20 protein-coding genes are annotated in these 21,315 nt (G+C 35.8%); 4 read left to right on the forward strand and 16 right to left on the reverse strand.

Annotated features, from left to right (window positions below):
- Positions 1 to 107 precede the first annotated feature (107 nt).
- The 5 genes from ACSHWW_RS10625 to ACSHWW_RS10645 form a co-directional block, all read right to left on the reverse strand.
- Positions 108 to 926 carry a hypothetical protein gene (locus ACSHWW_RS10625; protein ID WP_435682435.1) on the reverse strand — a complete coding sequence of 273 codons (819 nt, stop codon included), beginning with the start codon at positions 924 to 926 and terminating at the stop codon, positions 108 to 110.
- The gene (locus ACSHWW_RS10630) at positions 926 to 1,417 is read right to left on the reverse strand and encodes a glycine-rich domain-containing protein (RefSeq protein WP_435682436.1); all 492 of its coding nucleotides are present in this window, start codon (positions 1,415 to 1,417) and stop codon (positions 926 to 928) included. Before ACSHWW_RS10630 ends, ACSHWW_RS10625 begins: the two co-directional genes overlap by 1 nt.
- A gap of 220 nt (positions 1,418 to 1,637) precedes the next feature.
- Entirely contained in the window at positions 1,638 to 2,360 is a 723-nt protein-coding gene (locus ACSHWW_RS10635; protein ID WP_435682437.1) for a DUF4062 domain-containing protein, read from the reverse strand.
- 523 nt (positions 2,361 to 2,883) lie between these two features.
- Positions 2,884 to 3,453: a hypothetical protein gene (locus ACSHWW_RS10640; protein WP_435682438.1), complete on the reverse strand. Its 570-nt coding sequence runs from the start codon at positions 3,451 to 3,453 to the stop codon at positions 2,884 to 2,886.
- A 152-nt stretch (positions 3,454 to 3,605) separates the two neighbouring features.
- Positions 3,606 to 4,052 carry a WapI family immunity protein gene (locus ACSHWW_RS10645; protein WP_435682439.1) on the reverse strand — a complete coding sequence of 149 codons (447 nt, stop codon included), beginning with the start codon at positions 4,050 to 4,052 and terminating at the stop codon, positions 3,606 to 3,608.
- A 547-nt stretch (positions 4,053 to 4,599) separates the two neighbouring features.
- Here ACSHWW_RS10645 and ACSHWW_RS10650 point away from each other — a divergent pair.
- Positions 4,600 to 4,824 (forward strand): hypothetical protein, encoded by a 225-nt coding sequence (locus ACSHWW_RS10650; RefSeq protein WP_435682440.1) that lies wholly within the window; start codon positions 4,600 to 4,602, stop codon positions 4,822 to 4,824.
- Positions 4,825 to 5,290: 466 nt separating this feature from the next.
- On the opposite strand, the gene ACSHWW_RS10655 is transcribed toward ACSHWW_RS10650, so the two are convergent.
- Positions 5,291 to 7,033, reverse strand: coding sequence for a sodium:solute symporter family protein (locus tag ACSHWW_RS10655; RefSeq protein WP_435682441.1), 1,743 nt, complete (start codon positions 7,031 to 7,033; stop codon positions 5,291 to 5,293).
- 116 nt (positions 7,034 to 7,149) lie between these two features.
- Between ACSHWW_RS10655 and pfkA the strand changes: the two genes are divergently transcribed.
- The 3 genes from pfkA to ACSHWW_RS10670 all read left to right on the forward strand — a co-directional run bounded on the left by pfkA (position 7,150) and on the right by ACSHWW_RS10670 (position 10,164).
- The gene (pfkA, locus tag ACSHWW_RS10660; protein WP_435682489.1) at positions 7,150 to 8,136 is read left to right on the forward strand and encodes a 6-phosphofructokinase; all 987 of its coding nucleotides are present in this window, start codon (positions 7,150 to 7,152) and stop codon (positions 8,134 to 8,136) included.
- Between the two features lie 78 nt (positions 8,137 to 8,214).
- Entirely contained in the window at positions 8,215 to 9,219 is a 1,005-nt protein-coding gene (gene gap, locus ACSHWW_RS10665; protein ID WP_435682442.1) for a type I glyceraldehyde-3-phosphate dehydrogenase, read from the forward strand.
- Between the two features lie 87 nt (positions 9,220 to 9,306).
- Complete coding sequence (locus ACSHWW_RS10670; RefSeq protein ID WP_435682443.1) at positions 9,307 to 10,164, forward strand: BadF/BadG/BcrA/BcrD ATPase family protein; 858 nt, start codon at positions 9,307 to 9,309, stop codon at positions 10,162 to 10,164.
- On the opposite strand, the gene ACSHWW_RS10675 is transcribed toward ACSHWW_RS10670, so the two are convergent.
- The 10 genes from ACSHWW_RS10675 to ACSHWW_RS10720 form a co-directional block, all read right to left on the reverse strand.
- On the reverse strand, positions 10,161 to 10,703 hold the full coding sequence (locus ACSHWW_RS10675; RefSeq protein ID WP_435682444.1) for a CIA30 family protein: 543 nt from the start codon (positions 10,701 to 10,703) through the stop codon (positions 10,161 to 10,163). The genes ACSHWW_RS10670 and ACSHWW_RS10675 overlap by 4 nt on opposite strands.
- 42 nt (positions 10,704 to 10,745) lie before the next feature.
- Positions 10,746 to 11,267 (reverse strand): CIA30 family protein, encoded by a 522-nt coding sequence (locus tag ACSHWW_RS10680; protein WP_435682445.1) that lies wholly within the window; start codon positions 11,265 to 11,267, stop codon positions 10,746 to 10,748.
- A 123-nt stretch (positions 11,268 to 11,390) separates the two neighbouring features.
- On the reverse strand, positions 11,391 to 12,116 hold the full coding sequence (locus ACSHWW_RS10685; RefSeq protein WP_435682446.1) for a hypothetical protein: 726 nt from the start codon (positions 12,114 to 12,116) through the stop codon (positions 11,391 to 11,393).
- 183 nt (positions 12,117 to 12,299) lie between these two features.
- Positions 12,300 to 14,456 carry a DUF349 domain-containing protein gene (locus tag ACSHWW_RS10690; RefSeq protein ID WP_435682447.1) on the reverse strand — a complete coding sequence of 719 codons (2,157 nt, stop codon included), beginning with the start codon at positions 14,454 to 14,456 and terminating at the stop codon, positions 12,300 to 12,302.
- Between the two features lie 63 nt (positions 14,457 to 14,519).
- Positions 14,520 to 15,311 carry a shikimate dehydrogenase family protein gene (locus ACSHWW_RS10695; protein ID WP_435682448.1) on the reverse strand — a complete coding sequence of 264 codons (792 nt, stop codon included), beginning with the start codon at positions 15,309 to 15,311 and terminating at the stop codon, positions 14,520 to 14,522.
- Positions 15,286 to 16,305, reverse strand: coding sequence for a DUF368 domain-containing protein (locus ACSHWW_RS10700; RefSeq protein WP_435682449.1), 1,020 nt, complete (start codon positions 16,303 to 16,305; stop codon positions 15,286 to 15,288). Before ACSHWW_RS10700 ends, ACSHWW_RS10695 begins: the two co-directional genes overlap by 26 nt.
- Positions 16,305 to 17,258 carry a DUF368 domain-containing protein gene (locus ACSHWW_RS10705; RefSeq protein WP_435682450.1) on the reverse strand — a complete coding sequence of 318 codons (954 nt, stop codon included), beginning with the start codon at positions 17,256 to 17,258 and terminating at the stop codon, positions 16,305 to 16,307. The genes ACSHWW_RS10700 and ACSHWW_RS10705 overlap by 1 nt, the downstream gene beginning before the upstream one ends.
- A 51-nt stretch (positions 17,259 to 17,309) precedes the next feature.
- Positions 17,310 to 18,581, reverse strand: coding sequence for an adenylosuccinate synthase (locus ACSHWW_RS10710; protein WP_435682451.1), 1,272 nt, complete (start codon positions 18,579 to 18,581; stop codon positions 17,310 to 17,312).
- The gene (locus ACSHWW_RS10715; RefSeq protein WP_435682452.1) at positions 18,581 to 19,048 is read right to left on the reverse strand and encodes a Fur family transcriptional regulator; all 468 of its coding nucleotides are present in this window, start codon (positions 19,046 to 19,048) and stop codon (positions 18,581 to 18,583) included. The genes ACSHWW_RS10710 and ACSHWW_RS10715 overlap by 1 nt, the downstream gene beginning before the upstream one ends.
- 5 nt (positions 19,049 to 19,053) lie before the next feature.
- Positions 19,054 to 21,255, reverse strand: a complete 2,202-nt coding sequence (locus ACSHWW_RS10720; RefSeq protein ID WP_435682453.1) for a RelA/SpoT family protein — start codon at positions 21,253 to 21,255, stop codon at positions 19,054 to 19,056.
- Positions 21,256 to 21,315: the final 60 nt, after the last annotated feature.

Below are 21,315 nucleotides of genomic sequence, written 5' to 3' on the forward strand. Positions count from 1 at the left end.
GAAATCAGTTATGATTTCCCGCTCAACTAAAAATACGAATATTATCTAGATGGTCCACTTGATCAGCTTGCGCAGCAATGAATTATTCACGGTTTTACCACCAGTTTTTAATCACATCCGCCACAACCACCGCAACTACTACATCCACTATCACAAGAAGAGCAACCAGATGCGTCAAATTCAGAATCAAATGAATCTAAAGTGTCATCAAAACTATCAAAATATGAATCAAACATATAATCGTCTTCAAAAAAGTCAACATATAACCACCAATCACTGTCAGAATCATAAGTATCAATATGTAAAACTTTCTGTTGATTTAGTAATTCTTTATCGATTGTTTTTAAAAGTTGAAAATCTAAGTTTTTTAATAAGAAAATGTTTCCTCCAATTCTCAATAATAACTCTAATCCTTTCTTCTTATCATTATGAAGCAGATGGTCTATACTTTTATCAATCTCATTTAAATAGTTTGATATTTCTCTCCTAAGTTTGTTTCCGTTGTCGGTTAGTTTATTTAACCTAAATAAATTTAATAAGAATGATTGTTTAAAATAAGGGTTGATTTCTCGATTGCTTCTTGTTGATTTTTTAAAATTCCAGCTTCCGTTTGAAGTATCGTAAGCCATTTTTATAAAATTCTTAAATAGTATTTGAATTGAAGGACTTTTAATAAATGGACTCAAATAAATTAATTCGTGATTTTTTGGCTGGTATTTATTAAAGTTTTTACCTGAAATAACGTATGTATAAGTTCTAATGTAGTTGTCTCTAGGATGAGATTTTTTATCTATTTCTTTAATTTCAATTACTTTTTTTAAAAGTAAATCCATAAAAGTAAACTTCATTAAATCTTTCAATTGTACTGAGTTACAATCTTTAATTAGCATTGTTTCTGCAGGTGTTATTTCAGATAGTATTTTCATTACTTTTTAAATCGTAGTTTAGGTATTATCCAATTTCTCTTTCTATTAACTCTTGTAAAGTGAATTTCGTTAAATCTAGTATCAATATCAACCCAAATGTCATTTGGTGGTTTTTCATTAAATATTGACTCGTAAAAGTCAAGTGTTTTTGAATACTGTTCTTTAAATAAATTTCTTTCCTCTGAGCCTTTTGTTGGACCATGATGAATATTTTTATTTATTGTGTTTTTACAAAGTTCAATCCAATATGATTCCGTGTAAAGTAAATGAAGATGCCAGACTTGGTCAATTTGGTCTGAAGGTGTTTGAGGGAAATCTGAAATTGCAATCAGAAAAATAAACTTTTTGTATTCCAATATTGTTCTCAGCGAATATTCTATTGACCAATCATTTTCTCTTGATAATCTATCTGTAAAACTGAAAGAAGAATCTATGTCGTCAATTTCAAAGTTTTGAATTTTCCACCATATTTCATTTTGTTGTTCAGTCATTTTTGGTAATTGGTGGTAACGGCTCGGCAATGGTTAGTACGGGAATTAAAAGTAACGAACTTTCTATTAAGCACTTAGCCAAAAACTTTTTATTTTGTTTTATCTTTTTCTTTATAAAGCCAAATCAAAATGATTTGGCGGACTTAGTTTAAAGCTCCAAGCTTTGGGTTAAGCACTAAAATAAGTATTAATTATAGCCCTTGTTGTGCTTAGTTTTTTTTCAAGTTCTATGAATAGTTTTACCACCAGGTGAGGGAACTCCATCAAGGTTTGCTTGAGAATAGTAAAACTCTTGACCAGAACCTAATTCTTTTTTTGCATCATTCAAACTATCGAATGTCTTTATTTTAGTTTCATTATTACCATCTCTAGCATCAATATAAGCTTGTAAAAAATCAATGTTTTTATTTACTTTTTCTCCATCCGCAGGAATCCAACCTTTCATATTATGGGGACTATTTTCCTGAAATTGTAAAATTGATTTAAGAGTTTCAACTTCAATTTGGTCTCTATTTGTACAAAATGCAGATATATTAGAAAGCACTTTTTTTTTAAATTGGTTAAATTTCTCAATATTATCACTTTCTAGTATTACTGTATCTGTAGATTTCTGTTTTGTTTTTAAATATTCATCATCCAAAACTAATGCGAATAGATTTTTCTTTTTCACTACTGCATAATCATACTCAAGTTCAGTATATGATAATTTAGAGTTTGGTTCTATACTTCCATATCTACCACCCAATAGAAGTACATACATATCTGATTCATCAATCCATTTTGTAATCAATTCCCACTGCGTAGTATTCCCAGCCGAAAACAATTCCATACCAGCAGGTATATTTGCAGAACTTAAAACTGCCTTAACTATATTTTGGCGTTCTTCTTTTAAATCTAGATAAGTTGAAGATATAAAAACTTGATATTTAACTTTTTTACTCAAAATTTCTGGTTGGTTTAATTAAGCACAACGGCAAAGATATAAGGCGAGTGAGGCTTTTTAGCCAGTACGCTTTGTCCTTTTGATTTATAAATAGATGTAGTGAAGTTATGAAATTTTGGATAAATCACAGCCTCGCATTAAGCCTTTAAAACGTCTTATTCGCTTTATGCGATGTTCTTGCAAGTTTCCTAGCGGCTGGCGTTACTTGAACAAGTACAAGAAGACTAAAGATCAAGAGGTTTTACACCTTTGCCGTTCCAGCCAATTGAGTAGGTTGGGAGACTTGTAATTTATAATTGCTATAGCTGGTTGATCCTTTGCGATGTAATTGCAGTTCTATGATTTTAGTCTCCTTAACAGTAATTATAAATTACAAAAGCGAAGACCTACGGCCGCAGGCAATTGGCTGGAACGGTCTCGTGTAACCGTCAGTTACGGGTTAATATGCGTTAATTTTCGGTTAGGCACCGACATTAGCAATTCCGAGTGGATTCGGACGTAGTCGAATCCGCCGTAATTGCGGTTATACATTGTTGGGTACAGTTATTTTTATTCGTTCAATATTTTCAAAAGGTTCTTTTTCTTCAACGTATTCCAATAGGTCAAATGCAATTCCAGTTTTGCCTTTCTCAATTTCAGTATTTACAATTCGTTCCAATTTTTTTATTCCAATAGCATCAACACCATAATAATCGATAAGTATAGAACTATTCTTTTCGAACAGAGCTTTTATGATTAACGCTTTTCGGTTAATAAAACCTATTTCCTCAAACTTGTCATTTAATTTAATACCGATTTCGTCAGCAATTCTTATTGCGTTTTGCTTGTCAATTTTCTTTTTCTTAATCAAATACTTCTCAACTGTAAGAGGAAATAGTTTTTCCAAAATAGCATTTTGAGAGTAATTTTTCGCCCAAGGTAAATCTGTATTCATTTTTTGAAAACGCTTTATCAATTCGATTGTTAGGTCAAATCCGATAATCCTCACACTCGGAATATAAAGTCGGATTAGTTTTCCGCTTTTTAATTCAAATTCAGGCACAGAAATTCCGTTTAACTCAAACTCTTTATTATGGAAAATGCTGTTTATCATAATTGTACCCAACGTGTTCGTGTATGATTTGTGCGATTGATAATCCGTAGGATTTTCAGTTGAATCAAATCAGTTGTTTAAATATATAACATTTAATTGAAGTTCAAATGTAAGCATGAATTATACACGTTGTTGTACACTGGCTTTTCTTTTCAGATTGCACGTTCTGGAAAAGGTTCCGCTTCTTTTATTAATTCAGTCGAAACTTTTTTCAGAGTGTTATTATCCATTTCAAAATCTACAAAATATTCTTTTTCATCATCTGCATTTTGTGGTCGAGATTCCAAGTCGAATAAAATTCTAATTAGTTTTTTATCAGCTCTAAATTCCAACAATTCAAATGCAATATTCGGTTCAAGAAAATCCAATGAATTTTCAGTTCGAATATTTTCAGAAAGCTCGTTAAACCATTCAATTATTCTTTTCACGTCTCGAGTCAGAAGTGAAGGATGAGAAGTTTTCCAATTTCCACAATCACTTTTCACATCTAAATAAATCAGTAACCAATTCGAGTCGTATTCACAATCCGTTATTTTCGGAAACTCGTAATTAGTTATTTTAAATTCAACACTTTGGTTGTTAATTCCGTTAAATTTCATTCAATTGCGATTGGTTTGTTCAGCTTGTGTACAACGGTTACGTATAAGAATAGTGCGGTTTTGTGTGCGAGGATTTTCCGAAGGAAAATCAGATGTAGCAAAAATGCACTGTTCTTTGTTTAAGCACTAAACTACGCATTATTTTTATACGATGTTAGCCACTGTTATATTTTCGGTTGCTATTTTTTCCGCACGCAATTCAATTCCGCTTGAGTGAAATTCAACGCAACAGTATTCATTCCGCAATTAATTCAGTCAGTTTGTAATTCCGTTTGAGTAAAAATTCCGCAACACAGTTTTTCGTTTATACTTTCTTAAAATTCTAAAAAAAAATTCGCGATTAAAACAGGTTTTTTTATTCCGCAATTCAATCCGCAAACTGGCTCAAATTCCGCAAGAGTTAATTCGGATTTCGAGTAAGTTTTTCAGCGTTTTTGATTGGTAAAAAACAATATTTTCTAATTGAGATTTTTCCGCCAGAATGAGTTTCCGCTAATAGTGGCTAACGTATTGTGTAAGGAAAGTGCGAATTAATTAAAAAAATATTATGGATATACAAAAATGGTTGAACGACCAAAATATAGAAGCAGTACAAGACCGTAGAGACGGAAAAGATTATTGGATGTATGACAACCTTTATACTGAAATTGATTTAATAGAACTATTGGAAGCATTTTCTTTACACGTTGTTGTAGAGAGTGCTTGCGATAATTACTTAGATGGCATAAATATGCAATGTGCAAGCTGTGACCAACCTAAATACAAACAGTAGCATTCTCTACAACTAGTGTATATGAGCAATTTAGTAAATAATTATCGATTTGCCCTACGTAAAGGTCGTATATGAGAACTTTTTGTGAGTGTGTCGTATATTGCGTTTTTGGTTGTATAAGCGAACTTTTTTAAATCAAATGTTTAATGTAGGCTGTTAGAGCTGTTTTTATGGAAACCACTCTGCAGCGGTTGGAACTCATAAAAGATCTTTTAAATAGTATTACTGTAATTTTTCCTTTGAAGGAATGTCTGCAATACATTATGCAAAATGCCTTTCGTTTGTAACAACGCATATTGCCGCGTCGCTATCGCTCCTCGCAGTGACGTTTGAAAATTACCTTTTCGCGCAAGCGGGAAATTAATGAGGATAGTGGTAAAATAAGCAGTTTCCGCATTACTTCGATAAACTCAGCACAGGCATGTGCGGAAAATCAAGTATTTAAAAAGCTTTATAGTTTATTAACTTAAAACAGCTTTTTTCTCAAGGAAATTAATCCAAAAACACATATCACAAATAATCCCATAAGGCTCCAGCCCATGGCGATGTCGTTATACAAAAATTTCCCTATGGAGAAGAGCAAGCTGTAAACGCCCATCACGCCCATGAGGAAACCTAGGATTTTTACAGGGAAATTGTGGAACTTAGATTCGGTCCCAAAAATCGCTGCGTGGAAGTTATCAATCGTGTTTTGGTCGCTTTTTTCTGTGAGGAATGTTGCAGCGAGCCATGCAATGCTGGTTACTAATACATTGATACATATCATTTCCCAACCTATTAAGACGCCAAATAATTCATGTTGCATTCCTAGATCTTCGCTAGAATTGAGAAAGAACAACACGGCAACGGTAAATGAAACGACCATGGCAGTAATCTCAGACCATGGATTGATACGGTACCAGAACCATCGCAGTATAAATAACAATCCAGATCCGGCACCTATTTGTATAATTAAGTCAAAGGCAAATTTTGCTTCTTCCAGTACAAATGATAATGCGGCAGCTACAGCCATCATCGCTACCATGGAAACTCTACCTATGATTACTTTTTGAGTTTCAGTAGCGTCTTGATTGACAAATCGCGCATAAAAATCGTTTACCACATAACTGGAACCCCAATTTAAGTGCGTAGAAATCGTACTCATAAACGCGGCAACGAGTGATGTGACCACGAGACCTAATAATCCTGCTGGTAAAAAGGTGAGCATCGCTGGGTAACTCAAATCGTCTTTTATAAAACTAGGATCGAGATTAGGAAAGGCTGTTGCCAGTGATTCAAGATTAGGATATATAATAAGTGATGCGAGACCTATGATGATCCACGGCCATGGACGTAGTGCATAATGTGCAAGGTTAAAAAAGAGAACTGCCCATGTGGCGTTTTTTTCATCCTTAGCGGCTAGCATGCGTTGTGCAATATAGCCACCACCACCAGGTTCAGCTCCAGGATACCAGGTGCTCCACCATTGCACGGCTATAGGGATAATGAATATTCCCATGAGTAAATCAGTATTTGAAAAGTCGGGTAGGAGATTCAGCTTATCTTGAACATTAGGATGTGTGATCAGGTTTGCCATACCGTTGATTTCGGGCATGTCTAGTATATACCATGTTGCCCAAATGGATCCTACCATGGCAATAAAAAACTGTACGAAGTCTGTAATGAGAACTCCTTTTAATCCACCTATGAGTGAATATATTAAAGTAACCGCACAGGCATAAGCTAGCGTAGTTCCTGCGCTAAAACCAAACATCACGTGTCCTATCTTAATTGCTGCGAGACAAACGGTTGCCATGATGATAATATTGAAGACTACTCCTAAATATATCGCTCTAAAACCACGCAGGAACGCAGCACTTTTACCACTGTAACGCAATTCATAAAATTCAAGGTCTGTAGTGATACCGCTGCGTCTCCATAATCGTGCATAAAAGAACACCGTTAACATTCCAGTCAGTAAATAAGCCCACCAGACCCAATTTCCCGCAACACCATCAGTACGTACCAGTCCGGCGACTAGATTAGGCGTGTCTGCTGCAAATGTGGTTGCGACCATAGAAACACCTAGCAACCACCATGGCATATTACGACCCGATAGGAAAAAGGAAGAACTGTCTTTAGAACTCTTTTTTGCGACCAGCAAACCTATCGCTAGTGAGACGATAAAGAAGGAAATGATGATTATAAAGTCAATGATTTCTAGAGCCATAGGGAAAAGTTATTAACGATAACGTTTGAATTATTAGAATTGGTTAAATATAGAATAAAACATGAGTTTCATTAAGTATTCTTTGCTAGATTAGCATGGATTTTATGAAAAACACAATGAATCAAGAGATTAAAAAAATAGGAGTGATGACATCTGGAGGTGATTCTCCAGGTATGAATGCTGCTTTGAGATCTGTAGTGCGCACCTGTGCTTTTCACGGTGTAGAATGTTTAGGAATCTATCGTGGTTATCAAGGATTAATAGAAGGTGACTTTAAAGTAATGGACGCACGTAGCGTGAATAACATTATTAATAAAGGAGGAACGATTCTTAAAAGTGCCCGATCTAAGGAATTCCGCACCGTAGAAGGAAGGAAGAAAGCTTATGATCACGTAAAAGCATCTGGAATGGACGCTCTTGTAGTGATAGGTGGAGATGGTAGCTTTACAGGTGGAATGGTTTTTAATGAAGAATTTGGCTTTCCAGTGATGGGAATTCCTGGAACTATAGATAATGATATTTATGGAACGACTTCTACGCTAGGATTTGACACAGCTTTAAATACGGTAGTAGAATGTATCGATAAGATTAGAGATACAGCCAGTTCACATAACAGATTATTCTTTGTAGAAGTAATGGGACGTGATGTAGGTCACATCGCCCTAAACGCTGGAGTAGGTGCTGGAGCAGAGGAGATTCTTATTCCTGAAGAAGATATGGGAAAAGAACGTCTTGTAGAAAGTTTAAAGCGCAGTCGTGAGTCTGGAAAATCTTCCAGTATCGTGGTCGTGGCCGAAGGTGATAAAACCGGCGAAAACGTATTTGATCTCAAGAACTACGTAGAGGAAAACATGCCAGAGTATGAGGTGCGAGTTTCGGTTCTAGGTCACATGCAGCGTGGTGGTTCTCCATCATGTTGGGATCGTGTACTGGCGAGCCGCATGGGCGTAAAAGCCGTGGAAAGTTTGCTGGAAGGCAAAACCAACTACATGGTAGGGATTAATAATAATAAGATAGAGCTATGTCCGCTGGATAAGGCTGTTAAAGGAAAAACTGAGATTGATACAGAGCTTTTACGAGTGTCTGATATCATGACGGTTTAATTATAATATAAATGAATTTTTTATACGCTTTCGCGAAAGCGTATTTCTAACAATTAACGAGAATAAATAATAGATAAGATGAGTAAAAAACTGAAATTAGCAATCAACGGATTTGGTCGCATAGGACGTATTGTATTTAGAGCAACTCTTGAACGTGATAACGTAGAAGTAGTAGCAATTAATGACTTAGTAGATGTAAACCAACTGGCTTACTTACTAGAATATGATTCAGTTCATGGACGTTATGGCGGTTCTATTGAAGTGAAAGATGGAAACTTAATCATCGATGGTGTTCACGTACGTGTAACAGCTGAGCGTGATCCTAAGAACTTAAAGTGGGATGAAGTAGGAGTAGATGTAGTAGCAGACTGTACAGGAATCTTTACAGATCTTGATACAGCTCAAGCACATATCGATGCAGGAGCAAAGAAAGTAGTGATCTCTGCACCATCTAAAACAGCACCTATGTTTGTAATGGGTGTAAATGATAATGAACTTACAGCAGATCATAAGATCGTTTCAAACGCATCTTGTACGACTAACTGTCTTGCGCCTATGGCAAAAATACTTGATGATAACTTCGGTATTGCAGAGGCTTTAATGACTACTGTTCACGCAGCAACAGCTACACAAGCAACTGTGGATGGACCAAGTAAGAAAAACTACCGTTTAGGACGTAGTTCTTTAAATAACATTATTCCAGCTACTACTGGTGCTGCAGTTGCAGTTACTAAAGTAATTCCTTCACTTGCTGGAAAATTAACAGGTATGGCTTTCCGTGTTCCTACGGTTGATGTATCTGTGGTAGATTTAACGGTAAAATTGAGCAAAGAAACTTCTCTTGCTGAGATTAACAAAGCGTTTAAAGATGCTTCTACTGGAGCTATGGCTGGAGTGGTAGGTTATACTGATGAGCCAGTTGTTTCTCAAGATTTTGTAAGTGATGCTAGAACAAGTATCTATGATGCTGGTGCAGCTATTGAATTGAACTCTACGTTCTTCAAGTTAGTGAGCTGGTATGATAACGAGTTCGGTTATTCAAATAAGTTAGTAGACCTTGCAGAAAAGGTAAACTCTCTATAATTTTTAAAAGGCTACTTATTGTTATAAATAAGTAGCCTTTTTTCAATACTTACTTTTCATAAAGTAAGTTTCATTAAAAAATCAATTATGATATTACTTACAGATAGTGGTTCAACTAAATGTGACTGGATTGCTCTTGATAATGATGGAAATCAGTTATTTAAAGCACGCACACGTGGTATGAATCCTGCTATTCTTACTGTTGAGGAATTACAAGAACGTATTCTAGAAAGTGAAGAATTAGTAAAGCATAAAGCAGATGTAACTGAGGTTTTCTTTTATGGCGCTGGTTGTGGAACTGAGCAGCCTAGATTGAGCCTAGAACAATTGCTAGCTAGTTATTTTTCTAACAGTACAGTTGTAGTTAAAGAAGATACAGCAGCAGCAGTTTATGCAGCAGTAGGTGATGAGCCTGGTGTGGTTTGTATATTAGGTACTGGATCTAACTGTTGTTTCTCTGATGGAGAAAACATAGAACAACGTGTCGTTTCCCTAGGTTATACGCTTATGGATGAGGCTAGTGGAAACTGGTATGGTAAGAACTTACTAAGAGATTACGGTTTTAAAAATATGCCAGAGGACTTAAGAACTAAGTTTGCTGACTCTTATAACATGGATCCTGATTATATCAAATTCAATTTATACAAGCAACCTAATCCTAACGCTTATCTCGCGCATCACGCAGAATTTATTTTCCAAAATCTAGATGAGCGTTACATTAAAAAATTGTTGAGAAAAGGATTGCGCAAGTTCTCTCGCAACATGATTCTTCAATTCAAGGAAGAGATTAAATCTCATGAAGTGCACTTTGTAGGTAGTATTGCCCATTTTGCTGAGAAACGCATCAAGCAAGTCGCAGCAGAGTACGGTTATGAAGTTGGTAACATAGTAAGAAGACCTATCGATGGGCTCGTAGAGTACCACCGCAATAAGTTAAAAGCTTAAATAAACTTGATGTAGTCTATTTGTAATTCAAACGGACCTTCTTTTTTATCTAATAATATAATTCCCAATCGCAGGATATCATCTTGTTGCGATTGGGATATTTTTTTACCCGTTTCTTTTCCTATTCTGTATTCTTTAAAGTCTTTTAGAGGTAATGTTACGGTTGTCCATTCATTAATAGAACTAGAGAATTCATGTTTGTAATTAGGATACCACCAGGCTTTATAGGCGTCTAACTGTATAAAGAAAGACCTACCAGAGCTTTTAAATTTAATTTCAACGCTGTAATATTTGCTAAGATCATACGTTCCATATGGACTGCGATAACTGGCAAAACCACCATTGTTTTTTAGCGAGGTCGTTCCAGAGAATAAAATGTAATCCTCATAAGGAATAGCAGTGCTTTGCGATAAGCCGCCCATGACGCCATCGTTGACAATTTGCCAGTTTAAGCTGTTACCATTTGATCCAAAATCTATTAAATAATCAGGAGTAGCCATAACCATTATTGCTATAAATGTAAATATCGACTTGCACATAAAGTGTAAGTCGATATTTATAGTATAAGCTTGCTTGAGATTCTAATAAATAAAAGAAATCGATTTGAGTTCAAATTCAAATGGACCTTCTATACCATCAGATACGTAGAATCCAAAACGGTATATATTTTTAAGAACATCAGGATTGTAATTTGAATCAACTATTTGCTTAAATCTGATTTTGCTAAATGCAGACATTGGAATTCTAACCGTTTGCCATTCTTGACTACCATCATATATCATATAACCTAGTTTATCCTCATGCCAGCCGTGATTATATTCTAGTTCAAAAGCATAAGGTCTACCGTCGCTTCTCATCTCAACGTCTATAAATTTAACATCAGACAGATCGTGTTCAAGACTTTCTGACCTCAGACAAGCAAAAGCAGTATTATTGATATTAACGATGTTACCACTTATTTTAAGGGTATGATCATTTTGGGTAATTTGAGCTTTAGATTTTCCACCTAATGCTTCGTCTCCGAATATTTTCCAGGAGTATTCATAATCTTCACTACCGAAGTTAATTACTTCTGGTAGTACAGCAGGGATATTGTATCTCATTTCAAGGGGATTTTGAAGTGTGATTAAGATGTACAACTATTGTACCAACAAATTTAACTAATGATAATTAATTGAGCAACTTATATCTTACTAAATAATAAAAATATTGAACAAAATTGTTATTTAAATGCTTTGTTTCATTGTAGTTAACTCTTTGCTATCTGTAAATAAGAAGATAATTTTATGATCACTTTGTTCTTTAATTTGGATTAATAAATCGCTTTTGTTAATTTTTCTGTAATCTATATCATTAATAATCCATTGCGGATATCCACCTAATTGTTCTGTGATTTGAGCACCGCATAATTCTACTTTAGCTTTTTTATAAAGTGTCCATGGATGTTTAGGTGATAGTTTTATAATTAACTTATGAATGTCTGGATATCTATGAATGATTTCCTCATAAATAGGTAATGATTTAATGGGTGTTTTTACATATCGTGATTTAGATATGTATAGAGGATCTGTAGGTTGAAGTTCCTTAAGTTGACTCCATTGGTTTTTAGGTGTATAAACTAATTGCACATTAGTGTCATCTTTTTTAATTCCATCTGGATTTTGAAAAATAGCGATTTGGAAATTTTCGCTTTTCACGGTGCCATAATAGTGTAGTGGTATTTCCCGACGATTCACTGGCCAATTCATATTATTAGTTAATTGAGGAAATTCAGTAGTCGATTGTGAAACTAATTGTAATGAATGAGCTGGAAGAATTATAGGTTTGAGAGCAGCTACAACTTGATCTATCGTAGATTTTGAAAATTCAACCTTAGGGTCTCTGCTATCCATTAATGAACCGTATTCACCAGATGGAGTTTCAAATAATCGTTTCAAAAATTTGAGTATCATTTTTTTTAGTTTAATGATTTAATAGTAACCTCACGAATATAGTAAACGCTTTAAGAATCAATAGGGACTACTTGCTATTAATCAAACTATCAATCTGTAAAGTTCATTAGGTCTTCATTCTTAAGCATAAAAAAGCACCAGATCAATCTGGTGCTTTAAAGTTATACTAATATTTGAGAATGACTACTCTGTAGGCTCAGAAGATTCTTCTTCAGCGTTTTCAGCTTCGAGAGCGTTTGCTGCTTCCTCTTCTTCAGCTGCTTTGTTAATTTGACGTTCTAAAACATTAAGTTGCTTCTGTTTCTCTTTAATAACATCTAGCTCTTTATTTAATGCAGCAGTATTTTTCTTCAACTGCACCACAAATGGGTTTTTATCATCCTTAGCATTGATAAATTGCATGTTATTTTCTAGCTGTCTTAATTCATCCTGAATTTCATCACGTCTTTTTCTTAAATAGAAACGTTCGTTTTTGAAATCACGCTCATCACCAGATTCTAAACTAGAAAGCTTCGATTGATACTTCATCATCTCTGCGGCAACGGCGCTCATACCTGCAGCTTTTAACTTAGCTTCTAGTAATTTATCAAACTTGTCCTGAATGTGACGCTTAGAATATGGCACACGACCTATTTGAGCCCAGTCAGCCATGTGTTTCTGCACATCGGCTTTCATAGCTTCTTGATCATCTTGAGGTAACATTTCTTTTAATGCATCATAGACTTTCATCTTAGCGTCAAAGTTTGCTGTCTCCTCAGCGTTTTCTTCTTTTTTCTGAGCGTTTTTCTTATCAAAGAATCCATTACAAGCTGCCTGGAATCTCTTCCAGATCTTATCACTCACCTTTCTAGGTACGTGACCTATTTCTTTCCACTCACTTTGAATACGTTTCATTACTGGCAATGAGCCGTTAAAGTCATCGCTTTCTAAGTGCTGTTCTGCGATCTCGATAAGTTTCATTTTCTTATCTAGATTATCTTGTTGGTCCTTTTTAAGATCTTTATAGAATGCATTCTTGGCCTGGTTAAACTCACGACCTACCACTCTGAATTGTTCCCACAAGCTGTTATTATTAGACCTTGTAGCAGGTCCAGTTTGTGTAAATAATTCTTTCAATGCATTAATTTCCTCTAGACGGTCTTGCCATCCTTTGTGATTTTTTGCTCCAGCAGCAGTGATTTTTTGAATCTCAGCAATAATATTTTGCTTGATCATTTCATTTTTCTCTGCCATTTTATCGCGCTCTTCATAATAAGACTGTCGCTTATCATGAATCACCTTAGTCGCTGCGCTAAATTTATCCCAGATCGGATCTCTGTGTTCTTTTGCAACTGGTCCAGCATCTTCTTTCCACATGCGGTGCAGTTCCTGTAATTCACGCAGTGCTTTATGGATATCTGGTTCGTTACCTAATTCCTCAGCACGGGCAATGATTTTATTATGAAAATCTAAGTTGCGCTCAAAATCTTTATCACGTAATTCTTTACTCAAGTCTATGTAATCATAGAAATTCTGAGTGTGCAAGCGGTAATCATTCCACACTATGTTATATGCATCATGAGGTATTTTACCTGTGTTTTTCCACTCTTGCTGTAAATTGTTGAACTTCTTAAAAGTCGTTCCTATATTTTCTTCTTCATCAATCAAGTTCTTAATAGACTCGATGATTTGTTTTCTTTTCTCAAGGTTATCTTCCTGTTCCTTACGTTGTTGACGCTGGAACTCACCACGTTGTTTGCGGTACAAACTATGCAGTTGATGAAACTCCTTAGTAAGTTCATTATCATATACAAAATCAGCTACTGGCGCCTCTGGATCTTCACTTACTGGATTTGCTTTTTTAAACTCTTCACGAGCTTCCTTTTCAGCCTCTTCATCTTTAGATTCAAATGATTTCTTGATATCATCCACGTGTGTTTTAATCGTGTTGATAGGGAAATCCTGAATCAATTGTCTTAGAGATGCTACAAGTGCAGGCATCTCAAGAGTATTATAATCTGTATCAGGTAAAGTTTGTGCTTCTACATCTTCGGCATGGTCGTCCTCATCATCATTGTCTGTTTTGGCAGCAAGAGCTTCTGTTTCTGTAGGTGTTTCCACAAGAGGCTCTTTTGCTTCTTCTACAACTTCTGTTGCTTCGGGTGCAGTTTCTTCAGCAATTTCAGTCGCTGAATCTGCTGCTGTTTCAGTTTCTTCAGGAGTTGCTTTTGTTTCTTCTACTGGTGCAGTAGGTTCGGTATTCATGTCTTTTTGAGGCATGTCTTGTTGGTTCTGGTCAGTGTTATTCACGTTTTCTAAATTTCCGTCTGCTTCTTTAGGCAGGTTGTCATTCGTATCCATTTGGTAATTTTTAAGGTCTGCAAGATAAATAGAATCACTAGATACCGCAATGATTATAGCTATTTACTCGTTCCAGAGTTCCCATGACTTCTCGGCTTGATGGACGAGCATTTGGTAGCCATTTGTCACACGAGCACCTTTAACTTTTCCCATTTTCATGAACATAGTATTGCTAGGATTATAAACAAGGTCGTAAAGAATATGACTTTTAGTCAAGTGTTCATAGGGTAGTGCTGGCTTTTCCTCCACATCTGGAAAGGTGCCTACTGGTGTAGAATTGATAATTAATGTAATGATTTTAATCACTTCACTATCGATTTGCTCGTAAGGAATACAGTATTCACCTTGTGGTGTTCTTGAGACAAATAAAAATGGAACTTTGAGTGCTTCAAGAGTATATGCAATAGCCTTAGAAGCGCCACCAGTTCCTAGTATAAGGGCATTTTGTGCGATAGGTAAGAAAGGCTCCAGACTTTTTGCAAAACCATAAACATCGGTATTGTGTCCTGTCCACACGTTATCTTCTATCACAATTGTATTTACAGCTCCTATCGCCTCAGCTTCGGGCGTTAAGTGATCACAAATCTTGAGCATGGATTCTTTGTACGGTATCGTCACGTTGAGACCACGTAGGATTTCACTTTTCCCATTTGTGGTTTGAGTAGTAGGGTTGTAGGTTACGCTTTCGCGAAAGCGTAATAAATCTTCTTCCTGCTCAATTTCAAAATTGCGGTATTCATGATCTTCAAGACCTTGCTTTTCAAACTTTTCAGTAAAATAAGCTTTTGAAAAACTGTAATCAAGTCGCTGTCCTAAAAGGCCAAAAATGCTACGCGGGATTTGCTTGCTGTCCATATTTATCTATGAGGTAAACGATTAAAAAGCCTATTACTGCAAGGCTTATGGTAATCCATGTATGACCTAGTGTGAAGTCTGGCCAGTAGCGGCTGTAGTTTTCTAGGATGTAATTTCCCTGAGCATCTTGCAATAATTCTCCTGCCGTATTCATGGAGAAAATTTCCTTTTTCCATGGCCATACTACTCCTAGAGAACCGGTTATAAAACCTATAATCATGGCATTAGTCTCATTGCGATAGTGCTTAAAAGTCCAGCCTAGTAAATGCGATAAGCTCACGAGTCCAACAATGGAACCCAGTAAAAAGACAGCAAGAATCACTAATAAATCCATGTGTACCGGATCATTCCACCACGAGAAATCCCACTGAACCACTGCAACCATAGTGTCAAAAAACGCATTAATACTATCTACTAACAGTAACACATAATTGCCCAATAAAATCAATATAAAACTACCACTCAGACCTGGTAATGTCATGCCTGATATACTGACCATACCGCAAAAGAATACAAAAAACAGATTTGTATTATCAGTCGCTGGATCAAGTAAAGAGGTGCCTATTCCTATGGCTGTTCCTAAAGCGAGAATCATGATGTTCTTGCGTGTCCATGCGTCATAATCTCTTGATATGTAGTAAATTGAACCTAGAATCATCCCAAAAAACGCGCCCCAAACTAGAATAGGGTGATTTTTTATGAGCACATCAAATACTTTACTGACGGTAAAGTAACTGAGAACTTCACCTAATAATATAAGAACTAGAAATTTCCCGTTGATGTATTCATAAAAGGACTTAAATCTCCCGCCAAAAAGGAGCTTGAGAGCTTTAAGATTGAGCCGCTGCAAGGACTGAATAAATTCTTCATAAAAACCTGCAACATATGCCACAACGCCACCACTTACTCCAGGAACTTTATTTGCAGTTCCCATAGCAATTCCTTTAATTACTAAATAGAATTTATCACTTAGAGTACGTGTAGGTTGTTGCACTAATCGGGTTTTTTATGAGCTACTTTTTCTAGTATAAGTATAAGCATAAATCCTATAACCATAAGTAGAACTGCATATAAAATAAGTGCATCACCATCAAAATTTTGTGGTAAGATGCTTTTATCTAAAAAAGTAACTTCCTCACCATGCGAATTCATTCTAGTTTTAAGCACTAGTTTCCATGGCCAGAGCTTGTTAAGTGATCCTATCATAAACCCAGTGAGTAATGCAAGTGTGAGGTTTTTATGATTTTCAAAGAGCCAAGTCAGTGCTCTTGAGAATAGTTTAATTCCTAAAATAGCACCTATTGCAACCAGCAATAAATTAGATAAATAATCCCAAGCGGTCGACCATTCACCAGCAAGAACGGCTTCCATAAAACCGGTTATAGAACCTAGTACTGTTTCATAGCTACCCAATAATAGTAATAAAAATGCTCCAGAAACACCTGGTAAGATCATCGCAATTATGGCTATGAATCCCGAAAAAATTAAATACCACCAGCTTTCAGGTGAGGCGAGTGGCTCTGCAATAGTAATCCAATAGGATAGAACGGCACCTATGATCATTATTAAAATAGCTGCAATGTTCCATCTCGTGATTTGCTTTGCAATAAATAGAATACTAGCGAGAACTAACCCAAAGAAAAAGGACCAAACTAAAATAGGATGTACTTTAAGTAAGTAAGTTATTAATTTAGATAAGCTTAAAATGCTTATCGCGATACCTATAATTAAAGAAAGTAAAAACCCTAAGTTGTATTTAATGAAAGTAGCTGCAATTCCATTTTTAAAGAATGATTTAAGCACGCCTAAATCTAGTCCATCAATGGTTTTTATAAGTTCCTCATAGATTCCTGTGATAAAAGCAATCGTTCCTCCAGAAACTCCTGGGACCACATCTGCAGCTCCCATGAGGATTCCTTTAAATGCGGTAGTTATGTTTTTTTTCAATGAATTTAATTTTGAATGGTATCAAAAAAAAGCCTCAATGAGGCTTTTTAATTATCTATGAATCGTTTGTGTTCTATCTGGTCCTACACTTACTACTTTAATAGGAATTTCAAGTTCCTTTTCTAAAAAGTCTATGTATGCATTCAATTCTTTAGGGAATTGAGATGGGTTAGTCATTTTAGTCAGGTCTTCTTTCCAGCAAGCAAACTCTGTGTACACAGGCATTACATTCTCTGGTTCAATATTATATGGTAAATGCTGAATCGTTTCTCCTTTATGCTTATAAGCGGTACAAACTTTCAATTTATCAAATCCAGAAAGCACATCGCCTTTCATCATCATTAATTGGGTCACACCATTAATTTGACAAGTATATTTAAGAGCGACTAGATCTAACCATCCACAACGACGTGGACGACCAGTTACGGCTCCTAATTCACGACCTATTTTAGCCATTTCGGCACCTACTTCATCAAACAGTTCCGTTGGGAAAGGTCCACTTCCTACACGAGTCTTGTAAGCTTTAAAGATTCCATAAACTTCACCTATCTGGTTAGGAGCAACTCCTAATCCTGTACAAGCACCAGCAGCAGTAGTGTTTGAAGAAGTTACAAATGGATAAGTTCCAAAGTCGATATCTAGTAAGGATCCTTGAGCACCTTCAGCAAGGATGGTTTTTCCATTGCGTTGAGCGTTTTGTAAATATTCTTCAGAATCTATGAAAGTCAGTTCTTTTAAACGTTCTACAGCTATAAAGAATTCTCTTTCTAATTCGTCTAGATCATACTGAATTTGTACATCGTGAAAACCTATCAGTGCCTCGTGCTTATTTGCAAGACTGCGATATTTATCTTTCCAGTTGTCTAGTTCTAAATCTCCTATACGTAAACCGTTACGACCGGTTTTATCCATATAAGTAGGACCTATTCCTTTTAAGGTAGAACCTATTTTTGCTTTTCCTTTAGACGTTTCAGACGCTGCGTCTAGTAAACGGTGCGTAGGTAAAATGATATGAGCTTTTCTGGAAATAATCAGTTTAGCCTTATAATCGATTTTGAATTGCTCCAGTCCATCTAGTTCTTGAACAAAAACTACAGGATCGATTACGACTCCATTTCCTATAACATTAATCGCCTTATCATGGAATATCCCAGAAGGTATAGTCCTAAGAACGTGTTTTATGCCATCAAATTCTAGTGTGTGCCCAGCATTGGGTCCACCTTGAAATCTTGCGATGATATCATAGTCTGCAGTTAATACATCTACAATTTTTCCTTTTCCCTCATCGCCCCATTGAAGGCCGAGCAATAAATCTACTGACATTAGTCTTGTTTTTCGGTTGTGTTTTTAAGGCCATAAAAATATAAAGAATGATTGGTAATCTTTACATCAAAAACCTCTTCAATTGTCTTTTTTATTGACTCTATTCTAGGGTCGCAAAATTCGATAACTTCACCAGTATCTGTAAGAATAACATGGTCGTGTTGTTTATCAAAAAATGACTTCTCGTAATGCGATTGATTTTGTCCAAATTGATGTTTTCTCACCAGTCCACTTGATAATAATAATTCTATAGTATTATAAAGCGTGGCGCGACTTACACGGTAGTTTTGGTTCTTCATTTTTATGTATAAAGACTCTATATCAAAATGGTCTTCACTAGCATAAATTTCTTTTAAAATAGCGTATCGTTCTGGAGTCTTGCGGTGCTTATTATCGGTTAGGAATTGGGTGAATACATTCTTCACTATTTCCTGTTCGTTTTCTAAACTGTTAATAATTTTCTCCATATTGTTTATACTCTGGTGACTTTATCAATCCCATTGAGCTTATTTAAATTTTGCATTAATTGCGTGAGAAGATTTTTATGAGGAACTACCACTGTGATATTTCCTTTAAAAATCCCATCGTTACTTGTAAAGCTTATATTTCTAATGTTTACATGCATGTTTTCAGAAATGACATGCGTCACATCTTGAACCATTCCCATGCGGTCTATTCCTGTAAGAAGTATATCTGCTCGATATTCTCGCTGTGTAGAATCAATCCATTTGGCACTCATTATACGGTATGCAAACTTACTCTGCATACTTATCGCATTAGGACAATTATTTTTATGAACTTTAATTCCTTCACTTACAGTGGTAAACCCAAAAACAGAATCACCTGGCAGTGGACTACAGCATTTAGAAAACGTATAATCGAGTTGTTGCTGGTCTTTACCAAAAACTAACTGATCATAATTCTCAGTGACTTCTTCTTTATGTATGTCTGGATTCTCCTTAGGCTTACGTATTTTATTTTTGATAAAAGAATACAGCGCATTACTACGACTGTTTGCATATTCTTTAATCATTTTATTATCTATAGTTCCTAATCCTACTCGATAGAATAAGTCATGACTCGTTTTTAACTTAAAAAAACTAACCATTTGATTGACTGAATTCTCATCCAGTGGTATTTTAAGAGAACGTAGTTTTCTAGTTAATACCGCTTTTCCTTCGAGTGCAATATCTTTTTGATCATCTCGCAGTGCCGATTTTATTTTTTGTCGCGCGCGAGCAGTTGTGGCATAATCCAGCCAGTTCTTAGTAGGTTTTTGATTCTCAGAGGTGATGATATCTACTTGATCACCACTTTTAAGTTCGTGGGATAATGGAACTAGTTTACTATTTACACGAGCACCTCTGGTTTTTAAACCTACTTCAGTGTGAATACTGAAGGCAAAATCAAGTGGAGTAGCGCCTTTAGGCAAAGATTTTAATTCACCATTAGGTGTGAAAACAAAAATCTCTTTACTGTAAAGGTTCAATTTAAACTCTTCTACAAAGTCCACTGCATTTGAGTCTGCATTTTCTAGGGCATCTTGCAAGCGATCTAGCCATACATCAAGACCATCTTCTTGATTACCTTGTTTATACTTATAATGTGCCGCATAACCTTTCTCTGCAATTTCATGCATGCGCTCACTACGTATTTGCACTTCTACCCAGCGACCATCAGGTCCCATAACCGTGATGTGTAGTGCTTCATAACCGGTAGATTTAGGACTGCTTATCCAGTCACGTAGTCGTACAGGATTAGGTCTAAAGTGGTCTGTTACAATCGAGTAGATTTTCCAAGCTAGGAATTTCTCGTTTGCTCTATCACTACGATAAACGATACGTACCGCAAACTTATCATACACTTCATCAAAGGTCACGCCTTGCTTCAACATCTTGCGACGTATGGAGAAAACAGACTTAGGTCTTCCTTTTATATCATACTCGAGACCTTCTTTTTTTAAAGAGTCGTCTATAACAGCGGCAAAATCTTTTATGAATAAATCTTGTTCTTCCTTAGACTCCTTAATAGATTGCTGTATGTCATTAAAAACCTCAGGCTCAGTGTATTTGAGACCTAGATCTTCTAGTTCAGTTTTAATATTATACAATCCTAATCTATGTGCGATAGGAGCATAGATGTATAAAGTCTCACTAGCAATTTTCACCTGTTTATAATCAGGCATGCTGTCCATGGTTTGCATATTATGCAAGCGGTCTGCAATTTTAATAATGATCACTCTTATATCATCATTAAGAGTCAACAGCATCTTACGGAAATTCTCAGCCTGTTGAGAGATATCGGCATCTTTTTTAAGGTGTGCGATTTTAGTAAGTCCATCTACAATTTTTGCAATGGTCTCACCAAAGAGTCTTTCTATGTCTGCTAGCGTGTATTCTGTATCTTCTACAACGTCATGAAGTAGTGCGGCAGCAATGGCACTGGCGTCTAGTCCTATTTGTTTTGCAACTATTTTTGCAACGGCAATAGGATGGAAAATATAAGCCTCACCAGATTTACGGCGTTGCGGTGCATGAGCCTCTACGGCTATATCAAACGCCTTGCGTATGAGCTTTTTATCTTCGTCAGTAAGCGCTTGATAGCTTATTTTAAGAAGATCCTTATAGCCTTGTGCAATCCGTTTATTCTCGTCTAGAATTTCCACTTCAGTCATATAAGTAAAGTTACAATTCTCTTTTAAATAGGCAATATTTTAAAGGTAGTTTGTGAGGTT

The organism is Nonlabens sp., from assembly GCF_051251825.1.
Classification (GTDB): domain Bacteria; phylum Bacteroidota; class Bacteroidia; order Flavobacteriales; family Flavobacteriaceae; genus Nonlabens.